Source organism: Prevotella sp. P4-67, assembly GCF_002251325.1.
In the GTDB taxonomy this organism is placed as follows: Bacteria; Bacteroidota; Bacteroidia; order Bacteroidales; family Bacteroidaceae; genus Prevotella.
Genome location: NZ_NPJL01000066.1, coordinates 1 through 20933 on the forward strand (window position 1 = coordinate 1; position 20933 = coordinate 20933).

16 protein-coding genes are annotated in these 20933 nt (G+C 55.2%); 3 read left to right on the plus strand and 13 right to left on the minus strand.

Translation table 11 applies throughout. From position 1 onward, the window contains the following. Positions 1–55: 55 nt before the first annotated feature. Together CIK92_RS11615 and CIK92_RS11620 are read left to right on the plus strand one after the other, a co-directional pair. Positions 56–610, plus strand: a complete 555-nt coding sequence (locus CIK92_RS11615) for a helix-turn-helix domain-containing protein (RefSeq protein WP_094389197.1) — start codon at positions 56–58, stop codon at positions 608–610. 33 nt (positions 611–643) lie between these two features. Then, positions 644–2317 (plus strand): AMP-binding protein, encoded by a 1674-nt coding sequence (locus CIK92_RS11620; RefSeq protein ID WP_094389178.1) that lies wholly within the window; start codon positions 644–646, stop codon positions 2315–2317. A 28-nt stretch (positions 2318–2345) separates the two neighbouring features. On the opposite strand, the gene CIK92_RS11625 is transcribed toward CIK92_RS11620, so the two are convergent. The 5 genes from CIK92_RS11625 to CIK92_RS11645 form a co-directional block, all read right to left on the minus strand. Further along, positions 2346–3785 carry an ATP-dependent RecD-like DNA helicase gene (locus tag CIK92_RS11625; protein WP_094389179.1) on the minus strand — a complete coding sequence of 480 codons (1440 nt, stop codon included), beginning with the start codon at positions 3783–3785 and terminating at the stop codon, positions 2346–2348. A 361-nt stretch (positions 3786–4146) separates the two neighbouring features. Next, the gene (gene rsmD / locus CIK92_RS11630) at positions 4147–4677 is read right to left on the minus strand and encodes a 16S rRNA (guanine(966)-N(2))-methyltransferase RsmD (protein ID WP_094384551.1); all 531 of its coding nucleotides are present in this window, start codon (positions 4675–4677) and stop codon (positions 4147–4149) included. Beyond that, on the minus strand, positions 4674–5465 hold the full coding sequence (locus tag CIK92_RS11635) for a DUF3822 family protein (RefSeq protein ID WP_158214786.1): 792 nt from the start codon (positions 5463–5465) through the stop codon (positions 4674–4676). Before CIK92_RS11635 ends, rsmD begins: the two co-directional genes overlap by 4 nt. Positions 5466–5469: 4 nt before the next feature. Then, positions 5470–5952, minus strand: coding sequence for a hypothetical protein (locus CIK92_RS11640; protein ID WP_094389181.1), 483 nt, complete (start codon positions 5950–5952; stop codon positions 5470–5472). Positions 5953–6029: 77 nt separating this feature from the next. Then, positions 6030–6410, minus strand: a complete 381-nt coding sequence (locus CIK92_RS11645; protein WP_094384547.1) for a desulfoferrodoxin — start codon at positions 6408–6410, stop codon at positions 6030–6032. A 476-nt stretch (positions 6411–6886) separates the two neighbouring features. Between CIK92_RS11645 and CIK92_RS11650 the strand changes: the two genes are divergently transcribed. Beyond that, the gene (locus CIK92_RS11650; protein WP_094389182.1) at positions 6887–8203 is read left to right on the plus strand and encodes an ATP-binding protein; all 1317 of its coding nucleotides are present in this window, start codon (positions 6887–6889) and stop codon (positions 8201–8203) included. An 18-nt stretch (positions 8204–8221) separates the two neighbouring features. Here the strand turns inward: CIK92_RS11650 and cls are convergent, their stop codons facing one another. The 8 genes from cls to CIK92_RS11690 form a co-directional block, all read right to left on the minus strand. After that, entirely contained in the window at positions 8222–9646 is a 1425-nt protein-coding gene (cls, locus tag CIK92_RS11655; RefSeq protein ID WP_094389183.1) for a cardiolipin synthase, read from the minus strand. Beyond that, a complete protein-coding gene (locus CIK92_RS11660) occupies positions 9643–11355 on the minus strand; it encodes a hypothetical protein (protein WP_094389184.1) in 1713 nt (570 codons plus the stop codon). The genes cls and CIK92_RS11660 overlap by 4 nt, the downstream gene beginning before the upstream one ends. A gap of 6 nt (positions 11356–11361) precedes the next feature. Then, entirely contained in the window at positions 11362–13341 is a 1980-nt protein-coding gene (gene dnaG / locus CIK92_RS11665) for a DNA primase (protein WP_094389198.1), read from the minus strand. A 319-nt stretch (positions 13342–13660) separates the two neighbouring features. Beyond that, complete coding sequence (locus CIK92_RS11670) at positions 13661–15748, minus strand: family 20 glycosylhydrolase (RefSeq protein WP_173823843.1); 2088 nt, start codon at positions 15746–15748, stop codon at positions 13661–13663. Between the two features lie 290 nt (positions 15749–16038). Continuing rightward, positions 16039–17763 (minus strand): acyl-CoA dehydrogenase family protein, encoded by a 1725-nt coding sequence (locus CIK92_RS11675; RefSeq protein ID WP_094389185.1) that lies wholly within the window; start codon positions 17761–17763, stop codon positions 16039–16041. Between the two features lie 61 nt (positions 17764–17824). After that, positions 17825–18220, minus strand: a complete 396-nt coding sequence (locus CIK92_RS11680; RefSeq protein WP_022311265.1) for an endonuclease domain-containing protein — start codon at positions 18218–18220, stop codon at positions 17825–17827. 57 nt (positions 18221–18277) lie between these two features. Beyond that, on the minus strand, positions 18278–19300 hold the full coding sequence (locus CIK92_RS11685; RefSeq protein WP_022311266.1) for an electron transfer flavoprotein subunit alpha/FixB family protein: 1023 nt from the start codon (positions 19298–19300) through the stop codon (positions 18278–18280). Positions 19301–19304: 4 nt separating this feature from the next. Continuing rightward, entirely contained in the window at positions 19305–20174 is an 870-nt protein-coding gene (locus tag CIK92_RS11690) for an electron transfer flavoprotein subunit beta/FixA family protein (RefSeq protein WP_022311267.1), read from the minus strand. Between the last annotated feature and the right edge of the window lie 759 nt (positions 20175–20933).

A 20933-nucleotide genomic window follows, 5' to 3' on the forward strand; every position in this document is an offset into this window, starting at 1 on the left:
CCCATCGCTCACCCCCACCATCAACAAGCATATCAACCAAAGCAACAAGACAAATATGGACGAAGCAATCAAGCAAATCAGTGAACGCCTGAAAGGGCTGAGAGACGTGCTCGACATCACGGTAGAGGAAATGGCCAACACCTGCGGCATCACGACCGACGAATATCTCGCCATGGAGAACGCCGAGAGCGAGCTGCATGTGAGCAATCTGCAGAAGATAGCCTTGAAGTATGATATACCACTCGACGTGCTCATGTTTGGTGAAGAACCGCACATGAGTTCATACTTCCTCACCCGCAAAGGCAAAGGACTGAGCGTGGAGAGACGCAAAGCCTACCAGTACGAGTCATTGGCAAGTGGGTTTCGAGGCAGAAAGGCCGACCCATTCATCGTCACCGTGGAGCCAAAGCCCGCCGACACGCCCATCGAGACCAACAACCACGCCGGGCAGGAGTTCAACATGGTGCTCGAGGGCGACATGGAGCTCACCATCGGCAAGAAGACGCTCACGCTGCACGAGGGCGACAGCATCATCTTCGACTCGACACAGCCCCACGGCATGCGCACGTTGGGCGAGAGTAAGGTAAGATTTCTCGCCATCATCTTTTAAGTTTTCACCCAGGATAACAACAACGCTACGATTATGATAGAAAGATTCTTAGCACAGACCACTTTCACTTCAGAGGAAGACTTTAAGGAGCACTTGAAGTTCAAGACCAAGGAGGACTTCAACTTTGCTTACGACGTAATGGACGCATGGGCCGAAGAGGCTCCCGACAAGCTGGCGCTGCTCTGGACCAGCGAGCGGGGTGAAGAGAAACGATTTACCTTTGCCCAACTCAAGGAGCAGACCGACCAGGCAGCGAGTTATCTGCAGAGCCTTGGCATAGGGAGGGGCGACATGGTGATGCTGATACTCAAGCGCCACTACCAGTGGTGGCTCGCCATGCTGGCGCTGAGCAAGATAGGAGCCGTGGCCATACCCGCCACCCACATGCTTACCGCCCACGACATCGTGTATCGCAACAACCGGGCAAGCATCAAGGCCATCGTCTGCGTGAACGATGACTACGTGACCGCACAGGTACATGCCTCGCTCGCCGAGAGCCCCACGGTCGAGGTGCTCGTCGCCGTAAACTCTGACACCGAACTGGGCAAAGCCGTGCCCACAGACTTCCACTGCTGGAACGAAGAGTGGGACAAGACGCCTGCCTTTGTGCGCCCAGAGCATGTCAACACCAACGACGACACGCTACTCATCTACTTTACCAGCGGCACCAGCGGCGAGCCCAAGATGGTGGCCCACGACCACCTTTACGCCTTAGGCCACCTGGCCACAGGTGTGTTCTGGCACAACCTCAACGCAGACAGCATACACCTCACCGTGGCAGATACAGGCTGGGGCAAGGCCGTGTGGGGCAAGCTCTACGGCCAGTGGTTTGCCGGCGCCACGGTCTTCGTCTACGACCACGAGAAGTTCACTGCCGAGAAAATCATGAGGCAGATAGAGAAATACCGTATCACCTCGTTCTGCGCGCCGCCCACCATCTACCGCTTCATGATACAGGAAGACTTCACGCGCTACGACCTCTCCTCGCTCAAGTACTGTACCACCGCGGGCGAAGCGCTCGAACCTGCAGTGTTCCAGAAGTTCTACGAGCTCACCGGCATACGCATGATGGAGGGTTTCGGGCAGACCGAGACCACCATGACCCTCGGCACCTTCCCCTGGAACACGCCCAAGCCCGGCAGCATGGGCAAGCCCAACCCGCAATACGACATCCGTCTGCTCAAGGCCGACGGCTCGGAGTGTGAGGACGGAGAGAAGGGAGAAATCTGCATCAAGGTGGGCGATCACAAGCCCTATGGACTCTTCAAGTGCTACTATCGCGACGAGGAGATGACCCACCAGGCGTGGCACGACGGACTCTACCACACCGGCGACATGGCATGGCGCGACGATGACGGATACTACTGGTTTGAAGGCCGCATAGACGATGTCATCAAGTCGAGTGGCTACCGCATTGGGCCCTTCGAGGTAGAGAGCGCACTGATGACCCACGAGGCTGTGGTGGAGTGTGCCATCACCGGAGTGCCCGACGAGGTGAGAGGCATGGTGGTCAAGGCCACCGTAGTGCTGGCGCGCGACTGGAAGGACAAGGCGGGCGATGCCCTCGTCAAGGAACTGCAGCAGCACGTGAAGCGCGAGACCGCGCCGTACAAGTACCCGCGCATCATCGAGTTTGTGGACGAGCTGCCCAAGACCATCTCGGGCAAGATAAGAAGAGTGGAAATCAGAGAGAAAGACCGCAAGTAATCTCACGACATAGCCCGCACCGCGCGGGCTATGTCTCTATCTGGCCGTCGCGCCAGTTGACGAGGAAGACGCGTTCACGGGCTCGGGTGAAGGCGGTATAGAGCCAGTGGATATAATCGGGAGTAAGCATGTCGTCGGTCATATATCCCTGGTCGATATAGACATGAGCCCACTGTCCGCCCTGGGCCTTGTGGCAGGTCACAGCGTAGGCAAACTTGATTTGCAGAGCGGTGAAGTAAGGGTCCTGGCGCATGGCAGCCATGCGGTCGGCCTTGCGGGGCAGGTCGGCATAGTCGTCGAGCACGCGCTGATAGAGCTGGTCGCTCTGCTCGCGGGTGAGCGCAGGCGCATCGGTAGAGAGGCTGTCGAGGACTACGGTAGACTGGTACTCATAGTTATCGTAGTCGGGGAACTGGAGCCACACGTCGGCGAAGTTGAGACCATGCATCTCGCGCTGACGGCGCACCTTGACCACGCGACAGCAGTCGCCATTGGCAATGAAGGCAAAGGGCGGACGGTCTTCACCCTGGACAGAGGCAGGCGGGAGATAATGGTTCTTGACTATCATGAGCCTGTCGCCCGAGGAGAGCAGGTCGTCGCCACGGTCGAGGATGGTGGAGCGTATGCCGAGATTGTAGATACGCGCCGTCTTGTTGGAGCGGGTCACGACGATGGTGTCGTCGACGCCTACATGGTGGTAGCTCTGGCTGAGCGCCTCGATGAGTTCGTTGCCGGGCACCACGCTGACATCGGCAAAACCCTGCAGACGTATGCGCGGCAACTGGGTCATGGCGTCGTGGGTAATCATGGTGCGTATCATGGTGGCGTTGTAGAGTATTCCGCTCTCTCCAGCCTGTCTTACCACCTCGTCGAGGTCGGCTTGGAAGACCGAGAGTCCATAGCCCTGGAGCACCTCGGCAGCGAGCGCCGGAGACTCTTCCTCGCCCACAGGCGGGAGCTGGGCGGTGTCGCCGATAAGCATGAGCCGGCAGTTGCGCCCGCCATAGACATAGGTGATAAGGTCGTCGAGCAGACAGCCCGAGCCAAAGACGCTCTCGCCCAAGCCCTCGTTGGCTATCATCGAAGCCTCATCGACCACGAAGAGGGTATCGGCATGGAGATTGTCGTTGAGATTGAAGACGCCGCCACCCGCTGCCACGGAGCGCTCGCGGTATATCTTGCGGTGGATGGTGAAGGCTGCCATGCCGCTGTAGTGAGACAGCACCTTGGCGGCTCGCCCGGTGGGTGCCAGGAGCACCATCTTCTGCCGGAGGCTGGCGAGCATGCGCACCAGGGCAGCAGTGAGGGTGGTCTTGCCCGTACCCGCCGAACCGCGCATCACCATCACGGCATGGTCGTGACGGAAAGCGAGAAAGCGGGCTATCTCTGTGACAGCCCGATGCTGGTCGGCGGTGGGGCTGAAGCCCATCTGCTGCTCCACGCGTGAGATAAATTCGTCGATAGTCATAGTGATGACAAAAGTAATCATTTTAGGCGAGACGCCGACCAAGGGATGCAAGTTTTTTGGTCAGGGCGGAAAAACTCGCAGCCACTCCCGGCGCCGTGGAGAGGGTCGTGGCTGGCTCGTGACATAAGGCACGTGGGCTCGTGACATAAGAAACGAGCCCACGTATCAATTGGCACGAGCCCTCGTTTCTTCCGTTACGAGCCGACAGCGATGGTCACGACGACGCCGAATCATTGGTCTACAGCCACTTGGAACAACGGCCAAAGCAGCGTGAAAAACAGCGGCGGCAGCCAAGCAAAAAGGAGCACTACCCGTGATGGTGGTGCTCCTTGTATATAGGATGGAATGATGGCGGAAGGGACTATCTGAAGATGGAGAAGTTGACGCTGCCGTAGACTCTATGCTCCAGATAGCGCGGATGGCACACAAAATTGTTGGCCTTGCCATGCTCTACGACGAGGATGCCGTCGGGCTTGAGCAGATTGTGCTCGAAGATGAGGTCGGGGATGGTGTCGATGTTGTCAAGGGCATAGGGCGGGTCGGCAAAGATGAAGTCGAACTGCTGGCAGCAACTCTTGATAAACCTGAACACATCGCCGCGGATGAGCACGTTGGCATCGGTGCCCAGCTTGGTCATGCACTGGCGGATGAAGTTGGCATGGTCGCGGTCGGCCTCGACACTGACCACCTGGGAGCAGCCTCGCGACAGCATCTCGAGCGATATGCTGCCCGTGCCGGCAAAGAGGTCGAGCGCCATGGCACCGTCGAGGTCTATATATCCATTGAGCACATTGAAGATATTCTCCTTGGCAAAGTCTGTAGTGGGTCGCGCCTTGAACGAACGTGGTATATCGAAGTGGCGTCCCTTATATATTCCTGTGATAATTCTCATCTTCCTCGCATATAAAGTGTAACTACATCGAGCGCAATGCCCTTGATTTCGGTGATAGGTGCACGGTTGAACTCTGCCGAGGGGCTCATGGTGTAAGCCTTGCGCAGATAACGGTGCAGAGAGGTCATCATCTCGTCGCTATCGACAGGGGCGCCCGCGATGTAGAGCTCGTCCTTGTCGGCATCCATCTGCAACTGCTGCCACACGTAGAGCATATAGTAGACGCTGTCCTGCGCGCGGGTGGCAGAGTAGGTGTTGCAGAAGCGGAAACGGTGCTTGTCGAAGGCGAAAATGCTCACACAGCCATCGTGGAAGTAGGCATAAAGGCGGCGGCAGAGATGGGTCTCGGCGCGACGGTGCATATAGCTCCACACGGGTTGCTCGACAGGCATGTAGATGACGTCGGCATAATGGTCGTCGATGACCGCCTTGAGGTCGCGGTTGATGGCCATGATGGCGACGGCATTGAGCTGGGGCAGCACGCTGCAGATTACCTCCGTATTGGCTTGGGCGGCAAAGCTGTAGCGATAGAGGGTCTCGGCCTTGGCCTCGTCGAACTCCTCTACAGGTACAATCATGGTGGGTGCCGACAGCATTACCTGCGCTCTGCCCGTAGGGTGAGAGAGCAGTTGGGACTGGCGGAACGCCTCGCGCAGGTTAGCTGCTATCGAGATGCCGCTCCTAACGGTATAGGTCTCGTAAGCCACGCCCTTGACTGCCGTCTTGTCGGCTATGGCAAAGGCGAGCGACGTGTCGCTGATGCGGAGTGTCATCCGCGGTTGCTTCATTGTTTCATTCCCAGTTTCCAGCATTGTTGTCAGGTGTTGTGAGGTCTCCTATTTTCAGTCCGGCAAATTTGCCGTTGTCATTGGCTTCGCGCGTGAGGCGCTCTATCTCTTGTGGATCGAGCCCCTGGAGGTAGTCGTCGTAGGTGGCTCCACACTCCATGAGGCTGACGGCTGCTCCCGAGGCACCGGTGGCCACCGCCGTGCGTATCTCAAACTTACGGCCGCCGCTGTGGGGGATGACGGCGGCAGTGGGCGTGAGCAGCCGGGCGCCGACAAGCGAGTCGACAGATGGTGCGTAGGTGCCGTGGGCGGTATGATAGGCTTCCTGGGCTGCACGTATCTGGAGCAGGCAGCCTATCACGGCCTGCTCACGCTGGTGGCGTTGGGCGTCGAAACGCATCGGCGCACTGATACTGAGCCAGCATAGCACCACAAGCAGCGCCACACATCCGCCCAAAAGCAAGTTGCTGCCTCTCTTGATATTCATACGAATGCAAAGTTAGACAAAAAACTCCGATTAAGGGGTGTGTGGCGCCAATAAATGATATGTGCAAGGCACAAAACTTACATTTTTGCAGCCCAGAGACCATGCAGATTGCAGTATTCGCGGGCTCCGGTAACGTGGGCAGTGGTCTGGAAGAGGGCGACGGGACGGTCGGTCGGCGTGAGTTCGCGTCGCAATACGCCCTCATCGGTGAGCAGCTCTATCCACTGGATGTAGTGCTCGGGGGTCATGGGATGCTCGACGCTACCTACGGTGACGCGGTAACCACCGTCGACGCGCTCGATTACGGGCACGTGCTTCTCCTGGGCGGCATCGGTGGTGTTGGCTTCGAGCAGCTGCATGGGCTGTCCGCAGCACACGAGCGTGCCGGCGCCAGCATGCAATACTTCTACGATGTTGCCGCAGATGGGGCAACGGGCTACTTGTCTGATTGTCATCATATCTTATCCTTTCTTTAGAATGGTGAATAACAGTGCTAAGTTACGGCTATTTCGGATAGAATGGCACTTATGCCGCTTAACTTTAACGATTATTAAACCTTCAAGCGTCATCTCCACGCTTCCAAAGCAAGCCACGGCGGTCGCAAAGGTCATCAAAAACATCGCCAAGGGCATGAAAATTCGTCCTTAGGTGCCTATTTTTGCAAAAAACACGGTTTCTAAGGTGCCTATTTTTACAAAAAATGCCATTTCTATGATGCCTATTTTTGTAAAAAAATATGGTTTTAAGGTGCCTATTTCTGCAAAAGTTCGTATCTTTGCATAAGATAGGCGGCACCTCAGCCATTAAGCAAGCTTATGGCGTTCGGCTTGCACTATCTTTGCATAAGATAGGCGCAGAGATAACTATTTGTACCATACTGACTGTCAAGGTCTGCGCGCAAACAGTCATCACGAAAACAAAAAAAGACGAGAAGATGAAATACTTGGAAAGAGCCATTGACGGAGAACTGAAGAATTGGAGCGAAAGCGAAAATCACAAGCCGCTACTGCTGCGCGGCGCGCGCCAAGTGGGCAAGACTTCAGCCGTGCGCCATCTGGGCGAGCGGTTCAAGTATTATGTGGAGATAGACCTGAACGATAGGCAGGATTTGCATACCCTCTTTGAAAAGGGATATAGTCCGCAGCAAATCTGCCAGCAACTGTCTGTGATACTGGACACTCCCATCGAAGAGGGCAACACGCTGCTGTTTTTCGATGAAATACAAGCATGTCCTGCCGCTATCAACAGGCTGAGATACTTTTATGAGAAGATGCCTCTGCTCCATGTCATCGCCGCCGGTTCGCTGTTAGAGTTTGCGCTGAGAGACCTGCCGTCATTCGGAGTAGGACGAATACGCTCGCTGTTTATGTATTCGTTCAGTTTCCAGGAGTTCTTATGGGCGCTCGACAAACGCACGCTCGCCGACATGGTGGTCCAAGCTACGCCGGAAGACCCATTACCCGAGCTCATCCACGCCAAGGCGCTGGAATACCTTAGGGTATTTCTCGTCATCGGTGGCATGCCCGAGTGTGTGGCCCGTTATGTGGAGACTGGAAGCATGCTGAAATGTCAGCAGATATTGAGCGAACTGATGATTTCGTATCAGGATGATTTCAAGAAATATCACGAGAAGATTCCCGTCAACGTGCTGAGAGACGTACTGCGGTCGGTAGCCCTGCAGGGACAAGGCAAATTTGTATATACACAAGTGGGCAGCGACTATCGCACCCCTGTAGTGAAGGAAGCGTTGGACATGCTCTGCATGGCGGGACTCATCTATACAGTGGTACACACCGACAGCAACGGTGTGCCGCTGTATGCTGAAGCCAAAGAAAAATACAAAAGATATATCTTTATGGATACGGGGTTGCTGCAACGGACTCTCGAACTCGACTTGACGGACATACTCGTCTCAGACGACATCAAACTCGTAAACCGAGGGGCTCTGGCAGAGGTATTTGTAGGCGACGAACTGGTGAAGAGCCGCCCGCCATACCTGAATGACAATCTCTATTGCTGGCACAGGGAGAAAAAGAACTCCAATGCAGAGGTGGACTACGTAGTCTCACGCAAAGGAAGAATATATCCGATAGAAGTAAAAGCCGGAGTACGTGGCACGATGCAGAGCATGCGCATCTTCATGGATGCCAAGCAACTGGACAAAGGCATCCGTACATCTCTGGAGAACTTCGGCGAATTTGACGATATCCTCATCTATCCGCTTTACGCTATAGGCAACATCTGCCGGTGATTACCGCGGCAACAGGGTCTACATCAGTGGCGAGAACATACGCACTACGCCGTCGGCGAGGCGCTGATGGATGGTGTGGTGCTGGAAAAGGTAGTTCTCGTCCAGGGGACTGCAATGGGCGAGGTCGCCAAGGAACAGATGCTTCATGCGGAGCGCCATCTCGGTGTCGTAGATGAAAAGATTGGACTCGCAATTGTTCTCAAAACTACGGAAATCGATATTGGTGGAGCCACAGGAGCAGACCATATCGTCGATGATGAGCAACTTGGAATGGTTGATGCCTGGCTGGTAGAGGTAGAACTTGACTCCGGCATCGTGGGCACGGTCTATATAGGAGCGGGCGGCGTGCTCGACAAACCAGCGGTCGGCATGCTCGGGCAGCATCACGCAGACATCGACGCCGGCGAGAGCCTTGGTGGTGAGCGCCATAAGCACGGGCTGGGGCGGAATGAAATACGGCGTCTCGATGTAGACATACTTGCGCGCCTCGTAGATGAGGCTGACATAGCCCTGCATCAGTCCGTTCCAGGGAAGAAGCGGGCTGCTCAGCACGACCTGTGCCAAGCAGTCGTTGGGCTCGACAGTGGGGGCTGGATAGTACTTGTCGTCGCGCAGAATGGAATGGTCTACGAGATACCAGTCATCGATAAAGGAGCGCTGGAGTGAAGAAACGACGGCACCACAAACGCGGAGGTGGGTATCGCACCAGTCGCGGCCACGACCGCCCTTGGCATAGCGCAGCGCGAGGTTCATGCCGCCGATATAGCCCACCTTGCCGTCGACGACGCATATCTTGCGGTGGTTGCGGTAGTTGACCTTGCCGGTAAAGGCAGGGAAACGCACGGGCATGAAAGACACGACATCGACACCGGCACCACGCAAACGCTCGAAGAAACGGTTGCTGGTCTCCCAACTGCCCACATCGTCGTAGATGACGCGCACTTCGACACCCTCGCGGGCCTTGTCGATGAGGGCATCGGCAACGAGACGGCCCAAGGCATCGTCGGTGAAGATATAGGTAATGAGATGGATATGGCTCTGGGCCTGACCGATGTCGTGAAGGAGGTTGAGAAAGAAATCGGAGCCCTCGGAGAGTATCTCAATGCGATTGTTCTTGAAGGGAAACGCCAGGGTAAGGCGGGCGAAGAAGTTGATGACGCGCTCATGGCGGGCTGGGATAACCAGGTCGTCCTGGGCGGTAAACCCCTGATAGATGCGCTCGGCGATGAGCATATGGGTGCGGTCGCTGAGGAGTCGCTTCTTGTGGAGGTTCTTGCCGAAAAAGAAGAAAAGCACCAATCCCAGAATGGGCACGAAGATGATGGTCATCACCCAGAACATTGCCTTGAAGGGCTGCAGCTCTTCGAGCAACACCTTGACCAGCGCCATTATCACCAGAACAATGTCGATGGCAAGCAACGTCCACAGGATAATCGATGTCATAGTTTCTCTTTTTCTTTCTGTATCTCGGCGAGTCGCTCGATGGCAAAGTCGCTGTTGGGATTGCCGTCGAGCATGGTGTGCAACAACTGCTCGGCCTCGTCGACGCGGTGGGCGTTGAGCAGAAACTCAACCTTGCGGCGCTGGAGGAAGTAATAGAAGTTGAGACAGTTGCTGTTGAGGCTGCCCATGTCCATCGAGCGCTTCAGATTGGCAAACGAGGAGTCGATGAAGCGCAAGGCATCACAGTTGCCCATGCTCACCATACAGTTGACATACTGCATGGTGTATATCAGGTTGTTGATGGAAAGGGTCTGGAAGAGATAGAAATGGGCTATCTCGAAACGGCGCAGATGATAATAGCAACTGCCAAGGAGATAGCACACCTCATAATAGCTGCGACGCTCGTCGGCGCCCATCTGGTCGCAGCGGGCGGCGTAACGCTCATAGGCTGCACCGAGCGGGGAGAGGGCATCAAAGAAGCGGCGTTCGAGATAACGCTGGCGACCCAGGTAGATGTACTGTGCCAAGTCGGGCTGCTCGCAATGGGCAAGCACCCGCTGGGTAGCGGTGAGCTGGCTCTCGCCGCCAGACTTGAACTTCTCGCGGGCTTCGTGCCACTGGTAGTTGATGGCGTCGGTCTGCTGCTTCGTGGGTACAAGCTCATAGCCAGCCACAAACGTATGACAGTCGCCTGGTTTGGGTAGCAGGACGGGGCTTACTACCGGCGGGACGAACACAGGCATCAGCGTGAGGGTCACGCGATAATAGAGCACCGACGGGGTAGTCATCTCGGAATCCAGATGGATGCCAAGATTGTGACTGACGCCATCGCCGCTGTCGTCATGATAGGTAAGTTCGACGCCAACCCAACTGTGGACAAACTTGCCATCGGCAATAAGCAACGCAGAGAGGGGGAAATTGGCAATATCGTCGTCCTCGCCCATGTGGATGTGGGTTTCGTCGTTGGTCCAGGCGGAAAGCGAGTCGATATGGCTATCGGTGATGCCAAACATGGTGGCAAGGAGCGCACGAGGGGTGATGACGGGATGGGCGGCAGCCTCGTGGTGACTGAAGACGGCAGGCTGGCGGTCTATCTCGAGTTCGTGGAGCAGTTCCAACTCTCCACCCCACTCGACTGTGGCAACTTCGTAATCGGCACAATCGACACTGCGAGCCTTCTGGGTCTCGCTCTCGATTTCGGCCACGACCAACCGCCTCATCTCAAACATCTGCGCCATGACCTTCGTCAGCAATTCATGGGCGTTGACCTCATTGAGAAGAAGGCTACAGATGATGTGGACAGCGGCACCGTGGTGTTCCTGATTGACGGAATAGACCACCTTGAACGGGTTCTTGGTGGAGGAATACTTGTTGCATACCGCGCGGACGACGTTGATGTCTTCCAACGACACGAGATGGATGTAATATAATGAGAGTTGGGTGAAAGGGTCATTGTCGGTAAGTTCGATACTGAAGTGGGCACCCTGGTAGTCGAAATGACAGACATTGGACTCGCCCTCCTTGGTCCAGGCGTAGGTGCAAATCATCTTGCGCAGGGTGTCGCTGACCACCTCGAGATTGGTCTGGGCATTGATGTTCTCGAGCTTGAACATCTCCAACTTGGAACCAATGTATTTCTGATAATAGTATCTCACTACGGCACCAACGATAGAAGCCAAGAGAATAAAGACAAGAAAACCGTAACTCATAGGCGTTTATCTGATGATGTTATTGCCTAATTTCTGTGCATAGGCATTGCGCACTTTCTGCATGTCAGCATACTCCTTGAGCAGGCTGGTCATACGGGCTGGGTCGCTGACCGCCGCATTGATGTCGTCGCCAAGCTGCTTCAGGCGGCGCTCGGTATAGTCCATGCGGAAGTCGAGCAGCAGATGGACGGTATCGACACGGAGCCGCTCTTCGGCCTCGAGCTGCAGAGCCTTGACCTCGTCAGCGGTGAGCTTTTTCTTGGGCTCTTCGTTCTTGATGAGCTGCAGCTGGTCGACACTCAGTTCGGCAGCCACCTTGCAGATGTCAATGTCGGAGTGGTGGACAAAGTATTGGAGGGAGTCGAAGCCCTCGTCGGCGCTATGCCGGAAGGCGTCGTCGAGGATGCGGGCGTAAAGGGGATTGGACAGCGCGAGATGGTCGGCCTGCAAATCATAGTAGATGTACTGCGCCACGGTGAGGTCGATGGTGGCATCGCCGGCGGCAGGGATATTGCGGAAAGCCACCTTGCTGCCATCGCGCACAATCATCTGGGCAAGCATACGCTCTACCTTCTCCTGCGGAGAGACCGACGACGCGGGGGCAGCCATCACATTGGTGGGGGTGACCACCTGAGGCGCTTCCTGCTCACGGCGGGCTTCAGAGTTTTTGCTCTCCTTCTGCTCGCGGATGAAGCGGTTCATGGTGTTGATAAGGGTTGCCTCGGCCACACCGGTGCGTGCCACGCAGCTCTGCACGTAGGTGTCGCGGAGTATGGGGTTGGTCACGAGCGAGATGCTCTTCACGATAGAGTTGATGGCTTCGGTGCGCTTGATGGGGTCGGTGACATCCTTGAGCAGCAGGTTGGTCTTGAACTGGATGAAGTCTGTCTCGTGCTGCTCGATATACTGCTTGAGCTCTTCAGCCGTATGCTTGCGGGCGAAGCTGTCGGGGTCTTCGCCGTCGGGCAGCAGCAGCACCTTGAGGTTCATACCCTCGGAGAGCAGCATGTCGGTGCCCTTGAGGGCGGCATGGAGTCCGGCTTCGTCGTCATCATAGATGAGAGTGATATTGGAGGTGAGACGGTGCAGCATGTGTATCTGGGCAAAGCTGAGGGCGGTGCCCGAACCGGCGACCACGTTCTCGATGCCGGCCTGGTACATGGAGATGACGTCGGCCTGACCCTCGACGAGATAGACGCGGTCGAGCTTGGCGATGGCCTTCTTGGCCTGGTAGATGCCGTAGAGCAGACTGGCTTTGTGGTAAACCTCGGAGTCGGGCGAGTTGACATACTTCTTCTCGACGCCCTTGGTACGCTGGTCGAGCACACGGGCGGTAAAGCCGACGACCTTGCCGCTGAGTCCAATCCACGGGAAAACGACTCTGCCGGCGTATCGGTCGATGAGGTCGCCACGGTCGGTCTTGTAGCAGATGCCGGTCTTGAGGAGAAACTCTGCCTGATAGCCTTCGCTCTTGGCACGACGGGCGAGCGCAAAGCGGTCTTGCAGGTCGTAGCCCAGACGGAACTTGGCGATGATGTCGTCACGGAAACCACGGCTGCGGAAGTAAGCCAGACCATAGGCAGTGCCCTCGCCATCAGTCTGGAGCTGGCTCTCGAAGTATTTGGCGACCCACTCGTTGACGATGAACATCGACTCACGCTCGCTCTGCTGCTTGCGTTCCTCGTCGGTCATCTCGCGTTCCTGTATCTCGATGTGATACTTGGCTGCAAGCCAGCGCAGAGCTTCGGGATAGGTCATCTGTTCATGCTCCATGATAAAGGTCACGGAGTTGCCGCCCTTGCCGCAGCCAAAGCAGTGGCAAGTGCCACGGGCAGGAGAAACGAAGAAGGAGGGAGTGCGCTCATTGTGGAAGGGACAGAGACCCTTGTAGTTGGCCCCACTCTTGTGGAGGGTAACAAATTCGGAAACTACATCAACGATATTGCACGCATCTTTAATCTTCTCTACGGTCTGTCTGTCTATCAGTGAGCTGCTCATGGGTCATACTTGTCTATCTGATGCAAATATACTCTTTTTTTGCGACATCGGACAACTTTCCATCAATAATGTGAGAAAAAAGTGCAACGTCGGCCGCCGTCCCAGCCATGACCGCAGGCTGGCAGGGGCATATATATAATAAGGTATAGGGGATATGATAATTATGCTGTCTGCAAACAGGCTGTCTTGGCTTATGGCTATGGCTCTTATAACCCAAACAAAGGCAACCACAAAGGGCTGATACCTCGCGAGGAGTATCAGCCCTTTGTGGTTTAGAGTGAAGAGATTTATCCTGACAGTAACGCCATTAGTATTCGAGTGAGTAAGTAACGCCACGCCTCATCATATCCTTTGCGGTAGGTTTCAGACGCACGAGGAAGTTGCCATAAGAAGGCTTGTTGCGTGTCCATCCAGCCTCGGCAAGAGCAATCGCGCGCGGATAAGCCTGATAGTAGATACGTTCGGGCGAAGTGATGCACTCACTCCACAGCGTTCCGGCAACACCAAAGAGGTTGTTGTCCTCGAAGCTCTGGTCTCTGCCCCACGACGGGTCAATAGAGTAAGTAGCCTCGAGCGATGTAACGGGCATACCCCAGTTTACCTCTGGCATATCGCCTTTGGCCATGGGATAGTCGAAGTAACAGTGTTCGCCCGGGCAAAGCATTATGCGTGCGTTGTTGTTCACAGCGGCTTCAAGGGCCTTATCGGTGAGTCCGTCTCGCCAGGCAAAGGTGACACATCCAGGCTGAATCTTCTTGAAGTCGGTCTCGTACCAGAACATGGGAGTTTTGTTGTAGGTATCGCGCAGAAGCCCGATGATACGGTCAAACAGGTAGCCCTGCAGTTTCCAGTTTTCCGAACGGTCGATGGTGGTAATGCCGAGCTGTCTCTTCAGAGCCTGACACTTGGGGCAGTCGGTCCAGCAGTCGAGGGCGGGGTTGCCAGCCTCGTCGCCGCCGAGATGGATATACTTGGAGGGGAAGATGTTGGCTATTTCCTGGAATACATTGCCCAGAAACTCATAGGTGAAGGCATTGCCGGGGCACAGCAGCTCGTTGGACACACCGCAAGTGGTGCGGATAGGAACCTGACGCTGATGGCAAGTAAGTTCGGGGAACACGCTGATGGCAGCCACCTCATGGCCAGGCATCTCGATTTCGGGTATAATCTCCACATGATACTTGGCAGCATACTCCACCAAGTCGCGCATCTGCTCCTGGGTGTAATAGCCCTTGTAGGGCATCAGCAAGTCGTCCTGTCCCCAGCGCATGGAAGCCTGCTCGGTGAGCTGGGGATATTTTTTAATCTCGATGCGCCAAGCCTGGTCGTCGACCAAATGCAGGTGGATGGCATTGAGCTTATAGCGGGCCATCTCGGGGATAAACGCCTTTAGCTCGTCTATAGGTATGAAAGTACGGGCAGGATCTACCATCAACTCGCGTACGTGAGTACGGGGCGTATCCTTGATGGTGAGTTGCGGGATGGCGTCAACACATTCCTTGCTGCCCGAGCCGCGCAAAACCTGGTCGAGAGTCATCAGTCCCCAGAACACACCGCGGGGAGTCTTACCCATAATGTTCACGCCCTTAGAGTCGACGACCATGGTGTAAGCCTCGTCATCGGCAAGTGTAGGGTCGATATCAAGGAGGAGTTGCAAGCCACGCTGACGGCTATTCACTATGTTGCCGATGCGGTTGCTGAGCATTTCGCGGGCACGCTCCACCTCATTATTTAATATAGTGCCGGCACCATCATTGTGCGAAACAACGATATTCCAAGCAGTCTGCACGTTCAGAGTCTTGGCACCCTTCTGTATTGTGAGCACCTGCGGCATGGGGATGAGACACTGCCGAGGGTCACTTACCTCGCTGGCAAGCCTCGGCTCGGCATAGAAACGGCTCCAGCCAGCCGCCTTCATATAAGCCTTCTCGCTGCCCTTGGGCACCACAAGACTCACGCTGCCCGGCGCGATGCCGTAGAAAGAAGACACCGAAGCCTTGGGCGGCGTCATTGAGTTTACCTTCACCGTCGTCAGTCCCGACAGACGCGCGAAAGCATACTCTCCTATCACTGGCGCGCCCTCGATGGTCAGTTCTGTCATGCTCTTGCATCCCGAGAAGGCGGCAGCGCCAATGGTATCTACCGAAGCGGGAATGGTGACAGCCTGCAGTTTGTCGCAGGCGAAGAAAGCCTGGGTTCCGATGTTTTTCAACGCCTTGGGCAGGATGATATTTTGAAGTTGGTGGCGCGAGTGGAAAGCGTTCTTGGGAATCTCGGTGCTTTGGGCATCGCCAAGGTCGATTGTACGCACTTGGAAACACAGGTCGCGCATCTGGCGATAGTCTCCCTTTGGCTCGGCCGATAGTCTGCCGGTGAGTTTCAGGCTTATAGCCATCGACTTCTGTTCCGGCTCAAGTCGCTCATCGTCTTGACCGTCTGTGCCGACAGTGCCGCTGACGCCATAGCTGCGGCTGACATCAATAAGATTCGTTTCATTTGTTATTGGGTCTGATTAGTAGCATCCGTTGATTAACCTACTGCAATATTAATAAAAGATATTGACATATGCAAAGGTTTCGGGAGGCTTTCTCTGCTGCTATATATATAATAAGGTGTATAGAAAGAGCGAGGGCGCCACTCCCATGACAGGAGTGACGCCCTCTATACTTAATATGTATAACCCGATTACTCTGCTGTTTCGGTCTCGACAGCGCGGAAGGCTGCGAGGTCCTCTGCTTTGAAGTTCTGGATGTAAGCAGCCTTGCCCTGTACGTTCTCTTCGGCCATGCGCACATATACGTGGGCACTCTTCTTGAAGAGTTCGGGAGCGCGGCTGGCGTCCTCGATGATAAGCAGTGACATGATGATTTCTGCGGTCATGTCGTAGAGACGACGACCGAGGAAGTCGTGAACCTCCTGGTTCTGTGCGTCCTTGACAGCATTGATGGCAGCCTCATACTGCTCTACCATCTTGGCCACACGAGCCTGCAGAGGCTTCATGCAGTCGCATACCTCAGCCTCGAGCATCTCCTTCATGATGGCGAGGTAGGTGCCGTTGGTGATATAGCGGATAGCAGCCACAACCTGCAGCTGGGTGGTACCCTCGTAGATAGAGAAGATACGGGCGTCGCGGAACAAGCGCTGACACTTGTACTCCATGATGAAGCCCGAACCACCGTGGATGCTGATGGCATCGTAGGCGTTCTGGTTGGCATACTCGGAGTTCATACCCTTGGCAACGGGAGTGAACGCGTCGGCCAGACGGGTGTACTTCTTCATCTCTGCACGCTCCTCGGCGGTGAGCTTGCGCTCACGGGCGATGTCTTCGAGAGCCTTGTAGATGTCTACATAGCGTGCTGTCTGATAGAGCAGCGAACGACCGGCATCGAGCTTGGCCTTCATGCGTGACAGCATGTCATATACGGCGGGGAAGTTGACAATCTTCTGACCGAACTGGGCACGCTCCTTGGCGTAGGCGAGACCCTCGTTGTAAGCCTCCTGCTCTACACCTACCGACTGGGCGGCGATACCGAGACGGGCACCGTTCATCAGCGCCATCACATACTTGATAAGACCCATACGGGTGCTGCCGCAGAGCTCAGCCTTGGCATTCTTGTACACGAGCTCACAGGTAGGTGAACCGTGGATACCCAGCTTGTGCTCGATATGACGTACGGTGACACCACCGTCGCGCTTGTCGTAGATGAACATAGACAGACCACGACCGTCCTTGGTTCCCTCTTCCGAGCGGGCCAGCACGAGGTGGATATCAGAGTCACCATTGGTGATGAAACGCTTCACACCGTTCAGGCGCCATGTGCCGTCCTCGTCCTGAGTGGCCTTGAGCATCACGCGCTGGAGGTCTGAACCGGCATCGGGCTCGGTGAGGTCCATAGACATGGTCTCGCCGGCAGCGATACGGGGAATATACTTCTGGCGCTGCTCCTCTGAACCGAACTCATAGAGAGTGTCGATACAGCTCTGGAGGCTCCATACGTTCTGGAAGCCGGCATCGGCAGCAGAGATAACCTCTGACAACATAGAGAACACCACGTTGGGGATGTTCAGACCGTTGTAGCGACGAGGCATAGAGATGCCCCAGAGTCCGGCCTTGCGTGTAGCGTCGAGGTTCTCGAAGGTCTTGCTGGCATACACCATGCGACCGTCAACGAGGTGTGGACCCTCAAGGTCTACATCCTCAGAGTTAGGCTCGATAATGTTAGCAGCCACATCACCGGTGATATCCAGGATGCGCTTGTAGTTCTCGATGGCGTCCTCGTAGTTGACGGGGGCGTCAGCAAACTGGTCTTTGTCTGCATAGTCGCGCTCCTTGAGCTCAACGATGCGCTTCATCAGAGGATGGTTCAGGTGGAACGCGATCTCTGGATGGTCTGTATAATAATTAGCCATAATCTTATATTAGCCCCACCCCGACCCTCCCCAAGGGGAGGGAGTAGAAAATGAAGGCTGTTTATTTGTTTTTTATTCTATTGTCTATCTCTCTTAGCACATTCTCGATTTCCTGGAGTACCTGTTTATTGGAAAAGCGTATTACCTCATAACCTCTCTGCTCGAGCCATTCGCTCCGCAAACTGTCATCGGCCGCCTGGCGCGGCTCTGCATGGTAAGCGCCATCTATTTCAATTACAAGTTTCTTCTCAACACAGGCAAAATCGACAATGTAATCGCCTATGATATGCTGCCGGCGAAAATGGTAACCACAGCTGCTGGTTCTTCTCAGATAGTTCCACAGCAAGGATTCACACGGAGTCAAGTGGCGGCGGTTCTCCTTGGCAAAGGCCTTCAATATGGGATAAAGGCAGGGAGAAGCATCCTGAAATCCATAAGCTGTATCACCTTTTTTCATCAACAACACCCATCCCCCCTTTGATACCCTCCCCTTGGGGAGGGACAGGGAGGGGCTTTACTTAGAATTTTGTTTGTAATACTTGATGAGTTTGGGCACTACCTCTTCCACGTTACCCACGATGACATAGTCGGCAATCTTGTTGATGGGAGCCTCGGGGTCGTTGTTGATAGAGATGATGATGCCTGAGTCCTGCATACCGGCAATATGCTGAATCTGACCGGAAATACCACAGGCGATATATACCTTGGGATGAACGGTGACACCGGTCTGACCAATCTGGCGGTCGTGGTCTACCCATCCGGCATCGACAGCGGCACGGCTGGCACCAACCTCACCATGCAGCTCCTTGGCCAGTTGGAAGAGCTGGTCGAAGGCTTCCTTGCTACCTACACCGTAACCACCGGCTACCACGATGGGGGCACCCTTGAGGTTGTGCTTGGCAGCCTCGACATGACGGTCGAGAACCTTGACTACGTAGGCCTCGTCAGAGACATACTTGCTCACCTCGGGATAGACAACCTCACCCTTGGCGTTGCCCTCGTAGAGAGCTTTCTGCATCACGCCAGAGCGTACGGTGGCCATCTGAGGACGGTGGTCGGGATTGACGATGGTGGCCACGATGTTACCACCAAAGGCAGGACGAATCTGATACAACAGATTGTCGTAGTGCTTGCCGCTCTTCTTGTCGTCATAGTCACCAATCTCGAGCTGGGTACAGTCGGCTGTAAGACCCGATGTGAGTGATGAGCTCACGCGGGGACCCAGGTCGCGGCCAATCACGGTTGCACCCATCAGAGCTATCTGTGGCTGCTCCTCCTTGAAGAGGTTGACCATGATATCGGTATGGGGAGCCGAGGTGTAGGGGAAGAGCCCCTCACCGTCGAACACGAACAACTTGTCAACGCCGTAGGGAAGAATCTGGTCTTCCACCTGGCCCTTGACGCCTGTACCGGCAACGACAGCGTGGAGCTCCACACCCAGTTCGTTGGCCAGCTTGCGGCCTTTAGTAAGCAATTCCTGAGAAACCTCGGCAACCTGTGTGCCTTCGACTTCGCAATATACAAATACGTTGTTCATATCCTTAACCTATAATCTTTTCGTCCAACAATTCCTTTACCAGACCCTCGACGTCGGCGTCGCTCGCTGTAAGGGTCTTGCTTTCCTTGGCCTGGAACACGATGTTCTTTACAGCCTTTACCTTGGTGGGTGAGCCAGCCAGACCACACTGTCCGGGGTCACCATCGACGTCGGCTACCGACCACTGATTGAGGGTCAGATAGGGGCGCTCGTCATAGAGAGCAGACCAGGGCTCGTCGCCCTTGCGCTCCATAGGACAGGTGGCATACTTGTACTTCATCACCAGCTTGGCATTGCAGGGGCGGCAGGGAGCAGCGCTTCCGTTTACCGTTACCACTACAGGCAGAGGAGCCTCGACTGTCTCCACGCCACCGTCGATGTGACGACGGATGGTGGCCTTGCCGTCTTCTACCTTGATGATTTCCTCTGCATAGGTCACCTGGTTGAGACCCAGCTTCTGGGCTACCTGAGGACCTACCTGGGCGGTATCACCGTCGATGGCCTGACGACCTCCGATAACGATATCTACATTGCCTATCTTCTTGATGGCTGTAGCCAGTGCATAAGAGGTAGCCAGGGTATCGGCGCCGGCAAACAGACGGTCGGTAAGCAGCCATCCGGTATCGGTGCCACGATAGAGGCCCTGACGGATTATCTCGCCGGCACGGGGAGGACCCATGGTGAGCACACCTACGGTGCTGCCGGGATTCTGCTCTTTCAGACGCAGAGCCTGCTCAAGGGCGTTCAAGTCTTCGGGGTTGAAGATAGCGGGCAACGCGGCACGGTTTACAGTGCCTTCTGCGGTCATCGCGTCTTTGCCCACATTTCTTGTGTCTGGTACCTGCTTTGCAAGTACAACAATGTTCAAACTCATAAAAAATATATTTAATTATATTGATTTTAATGCAAATACGGCGCAAAATTACAAATATTTTACAGCTTATGCAAATTAAAGAGAAAAAATTTGCACAGTCTTACGCGAACTGTGCACAAAGCGCAACTTTTGTGCAATTTTTAGATAGCATCTCGGCGATGAGAGTCCGAAGCTGCGCCATCAGCGCCACGCTATATATATAATAAGGTGTAATCACGGCGATTGTCACGACGACCTGGGAGCGGCGCGCGGAGGCAGCGGCGATGGGGGCGGTGCCCACACGGCTATGGGCGGAGGGAGCGGCGATGCCCTCTGCCCGCCCCACGCCCGCCTCCGCGCGGGGGCTCACCCGCGCAAATACTGCCGAGGGCCACACCATCCTCGTGGCGAAGCACGAAATAAGAATTGCGAGGCATGAAACGATGACGGCAAACCTGGATATACTCGTTTCGTGCCTTGATTTCAACTATAAGGTGGCTGCATCCATAATTACATGCCTCTGAGGAAACCTTACATCAAGCGGCACCCTACTCTCCCCGCCCTCCACCACCGCGGCCTGGAACACGGCAACAGCCACGATGGATGCCCAGAAGCAGGAGAAAACCGCCTAAATGGCGGTGCTGACAAGGGGTTCGCCACTTTTTGTCAGCAAACCAATGGAAATTATAGAAAAATAATTTGCCATATCAGAATAAATGACGAAATTTGCAATAGTTATTGTCGTGTGCATAATGAATGACACACAGCGGTATCAGACAG

Coding starts and splice junctions, on each gene's coding strand:
- CIK92_RS11615 (WP_094389197.1), top strand. CDS start 56: ATGGACGAAGCAATCAAGCAAATCAGTGAACGCCTGAAAGGGCTGAGA.
- CIK92_RS11620 (WP_094389178.1), top strand. CDS start 644: ATGATAGAAAGATTCTTAGCACAGACCACTTTCACTTCAGAGGAAGAC.
- CIK92_RS11625 (WP_094389179.1), bottom strand. CDS start 3,785: ATGACTATCGACGAATTTATCTCACGCGTGGAGCAGCAGATGGGCTTC.
- rsmD (WP_094384551.1), bottom strand. CDS start 4,677: ATGAGAATTATCACAGGAATATATAAGGGACGCCACTTCGATATACCA.
- CIK92_RS11635 (WP_158214786.1), bottom strand. CDS start 5,465: ATGAAGCAACCGCGGATGACACTCCGCATCAGCGACACGTCGCTCGCC.
- CIK92_RS11640 (WP_094389181.1), bottom strand. CDS start 5,952: ATGAATATCAAGAGAGGCAGCAACTTGCTTTTGGGCGGATGTGTGGCG.
- CIK92_RS11645 (WP_094384547.1), bottom strand. CDS start 6,410: ATGATGACAATCAGACAAGTAGCCCGTTGCCCCATCTGCGGCAACATC.
- CIK92_RS11650 (WP_094389182.1), top strand. CDS start 6,887: ATGAAATACTTGGAAAGAGCCATTGACGGAGAACTGAAGAATTGGAGC.
- cls (WP_094389183.1), bottom strand. CDS start 9,646: ATGACATCGATTATCCTGTGGACGTTGCTTGCCATCGACATTGTTCTG.
- CIK92_RS11660 (WP_094389184.1), bottom strand. CDS start 11,355: ATGAGTTACGGTTTTCTTGTCTTTATTCTCTTGGCTTCTATCGTTGGT.
- CIK92_RS11670 (WP_173823843.1), bottom strand. CDS start 15,748: ATGGCTATAAGCCTGAAACTCACCGGCAGACTATCGGCCGAGCCAAAG.
- CIK92_RS11675 (WP_094389185.1), bottom strand. CDS start 17,763: ATGGCTAATTATTATACAGACCATCCAGAGATCGCGTTCCACCTGAAC.
- CIK92_RS11680 (WP_022311265.1), bottom strand. CDS start 18,220: ATGAAAAAAGGTGATACAGCTTATGGATTTCAGGATGCTTCTCCCTGC.
- CIK92_RS11685 (WP_022311266.1), bottom strand. CDS start 19,300: ATGAACAACGTATTTGTATATTGCGAAGTCGAAGGCACACAGGTTGCC.
- CIK92_RS11690 (WP_022311267.1), bottom strand. CDS start 20,174: ATGAGTTTGAACATTGTTGTACTTGCAAAGCAGGTACCAGACACAAGA.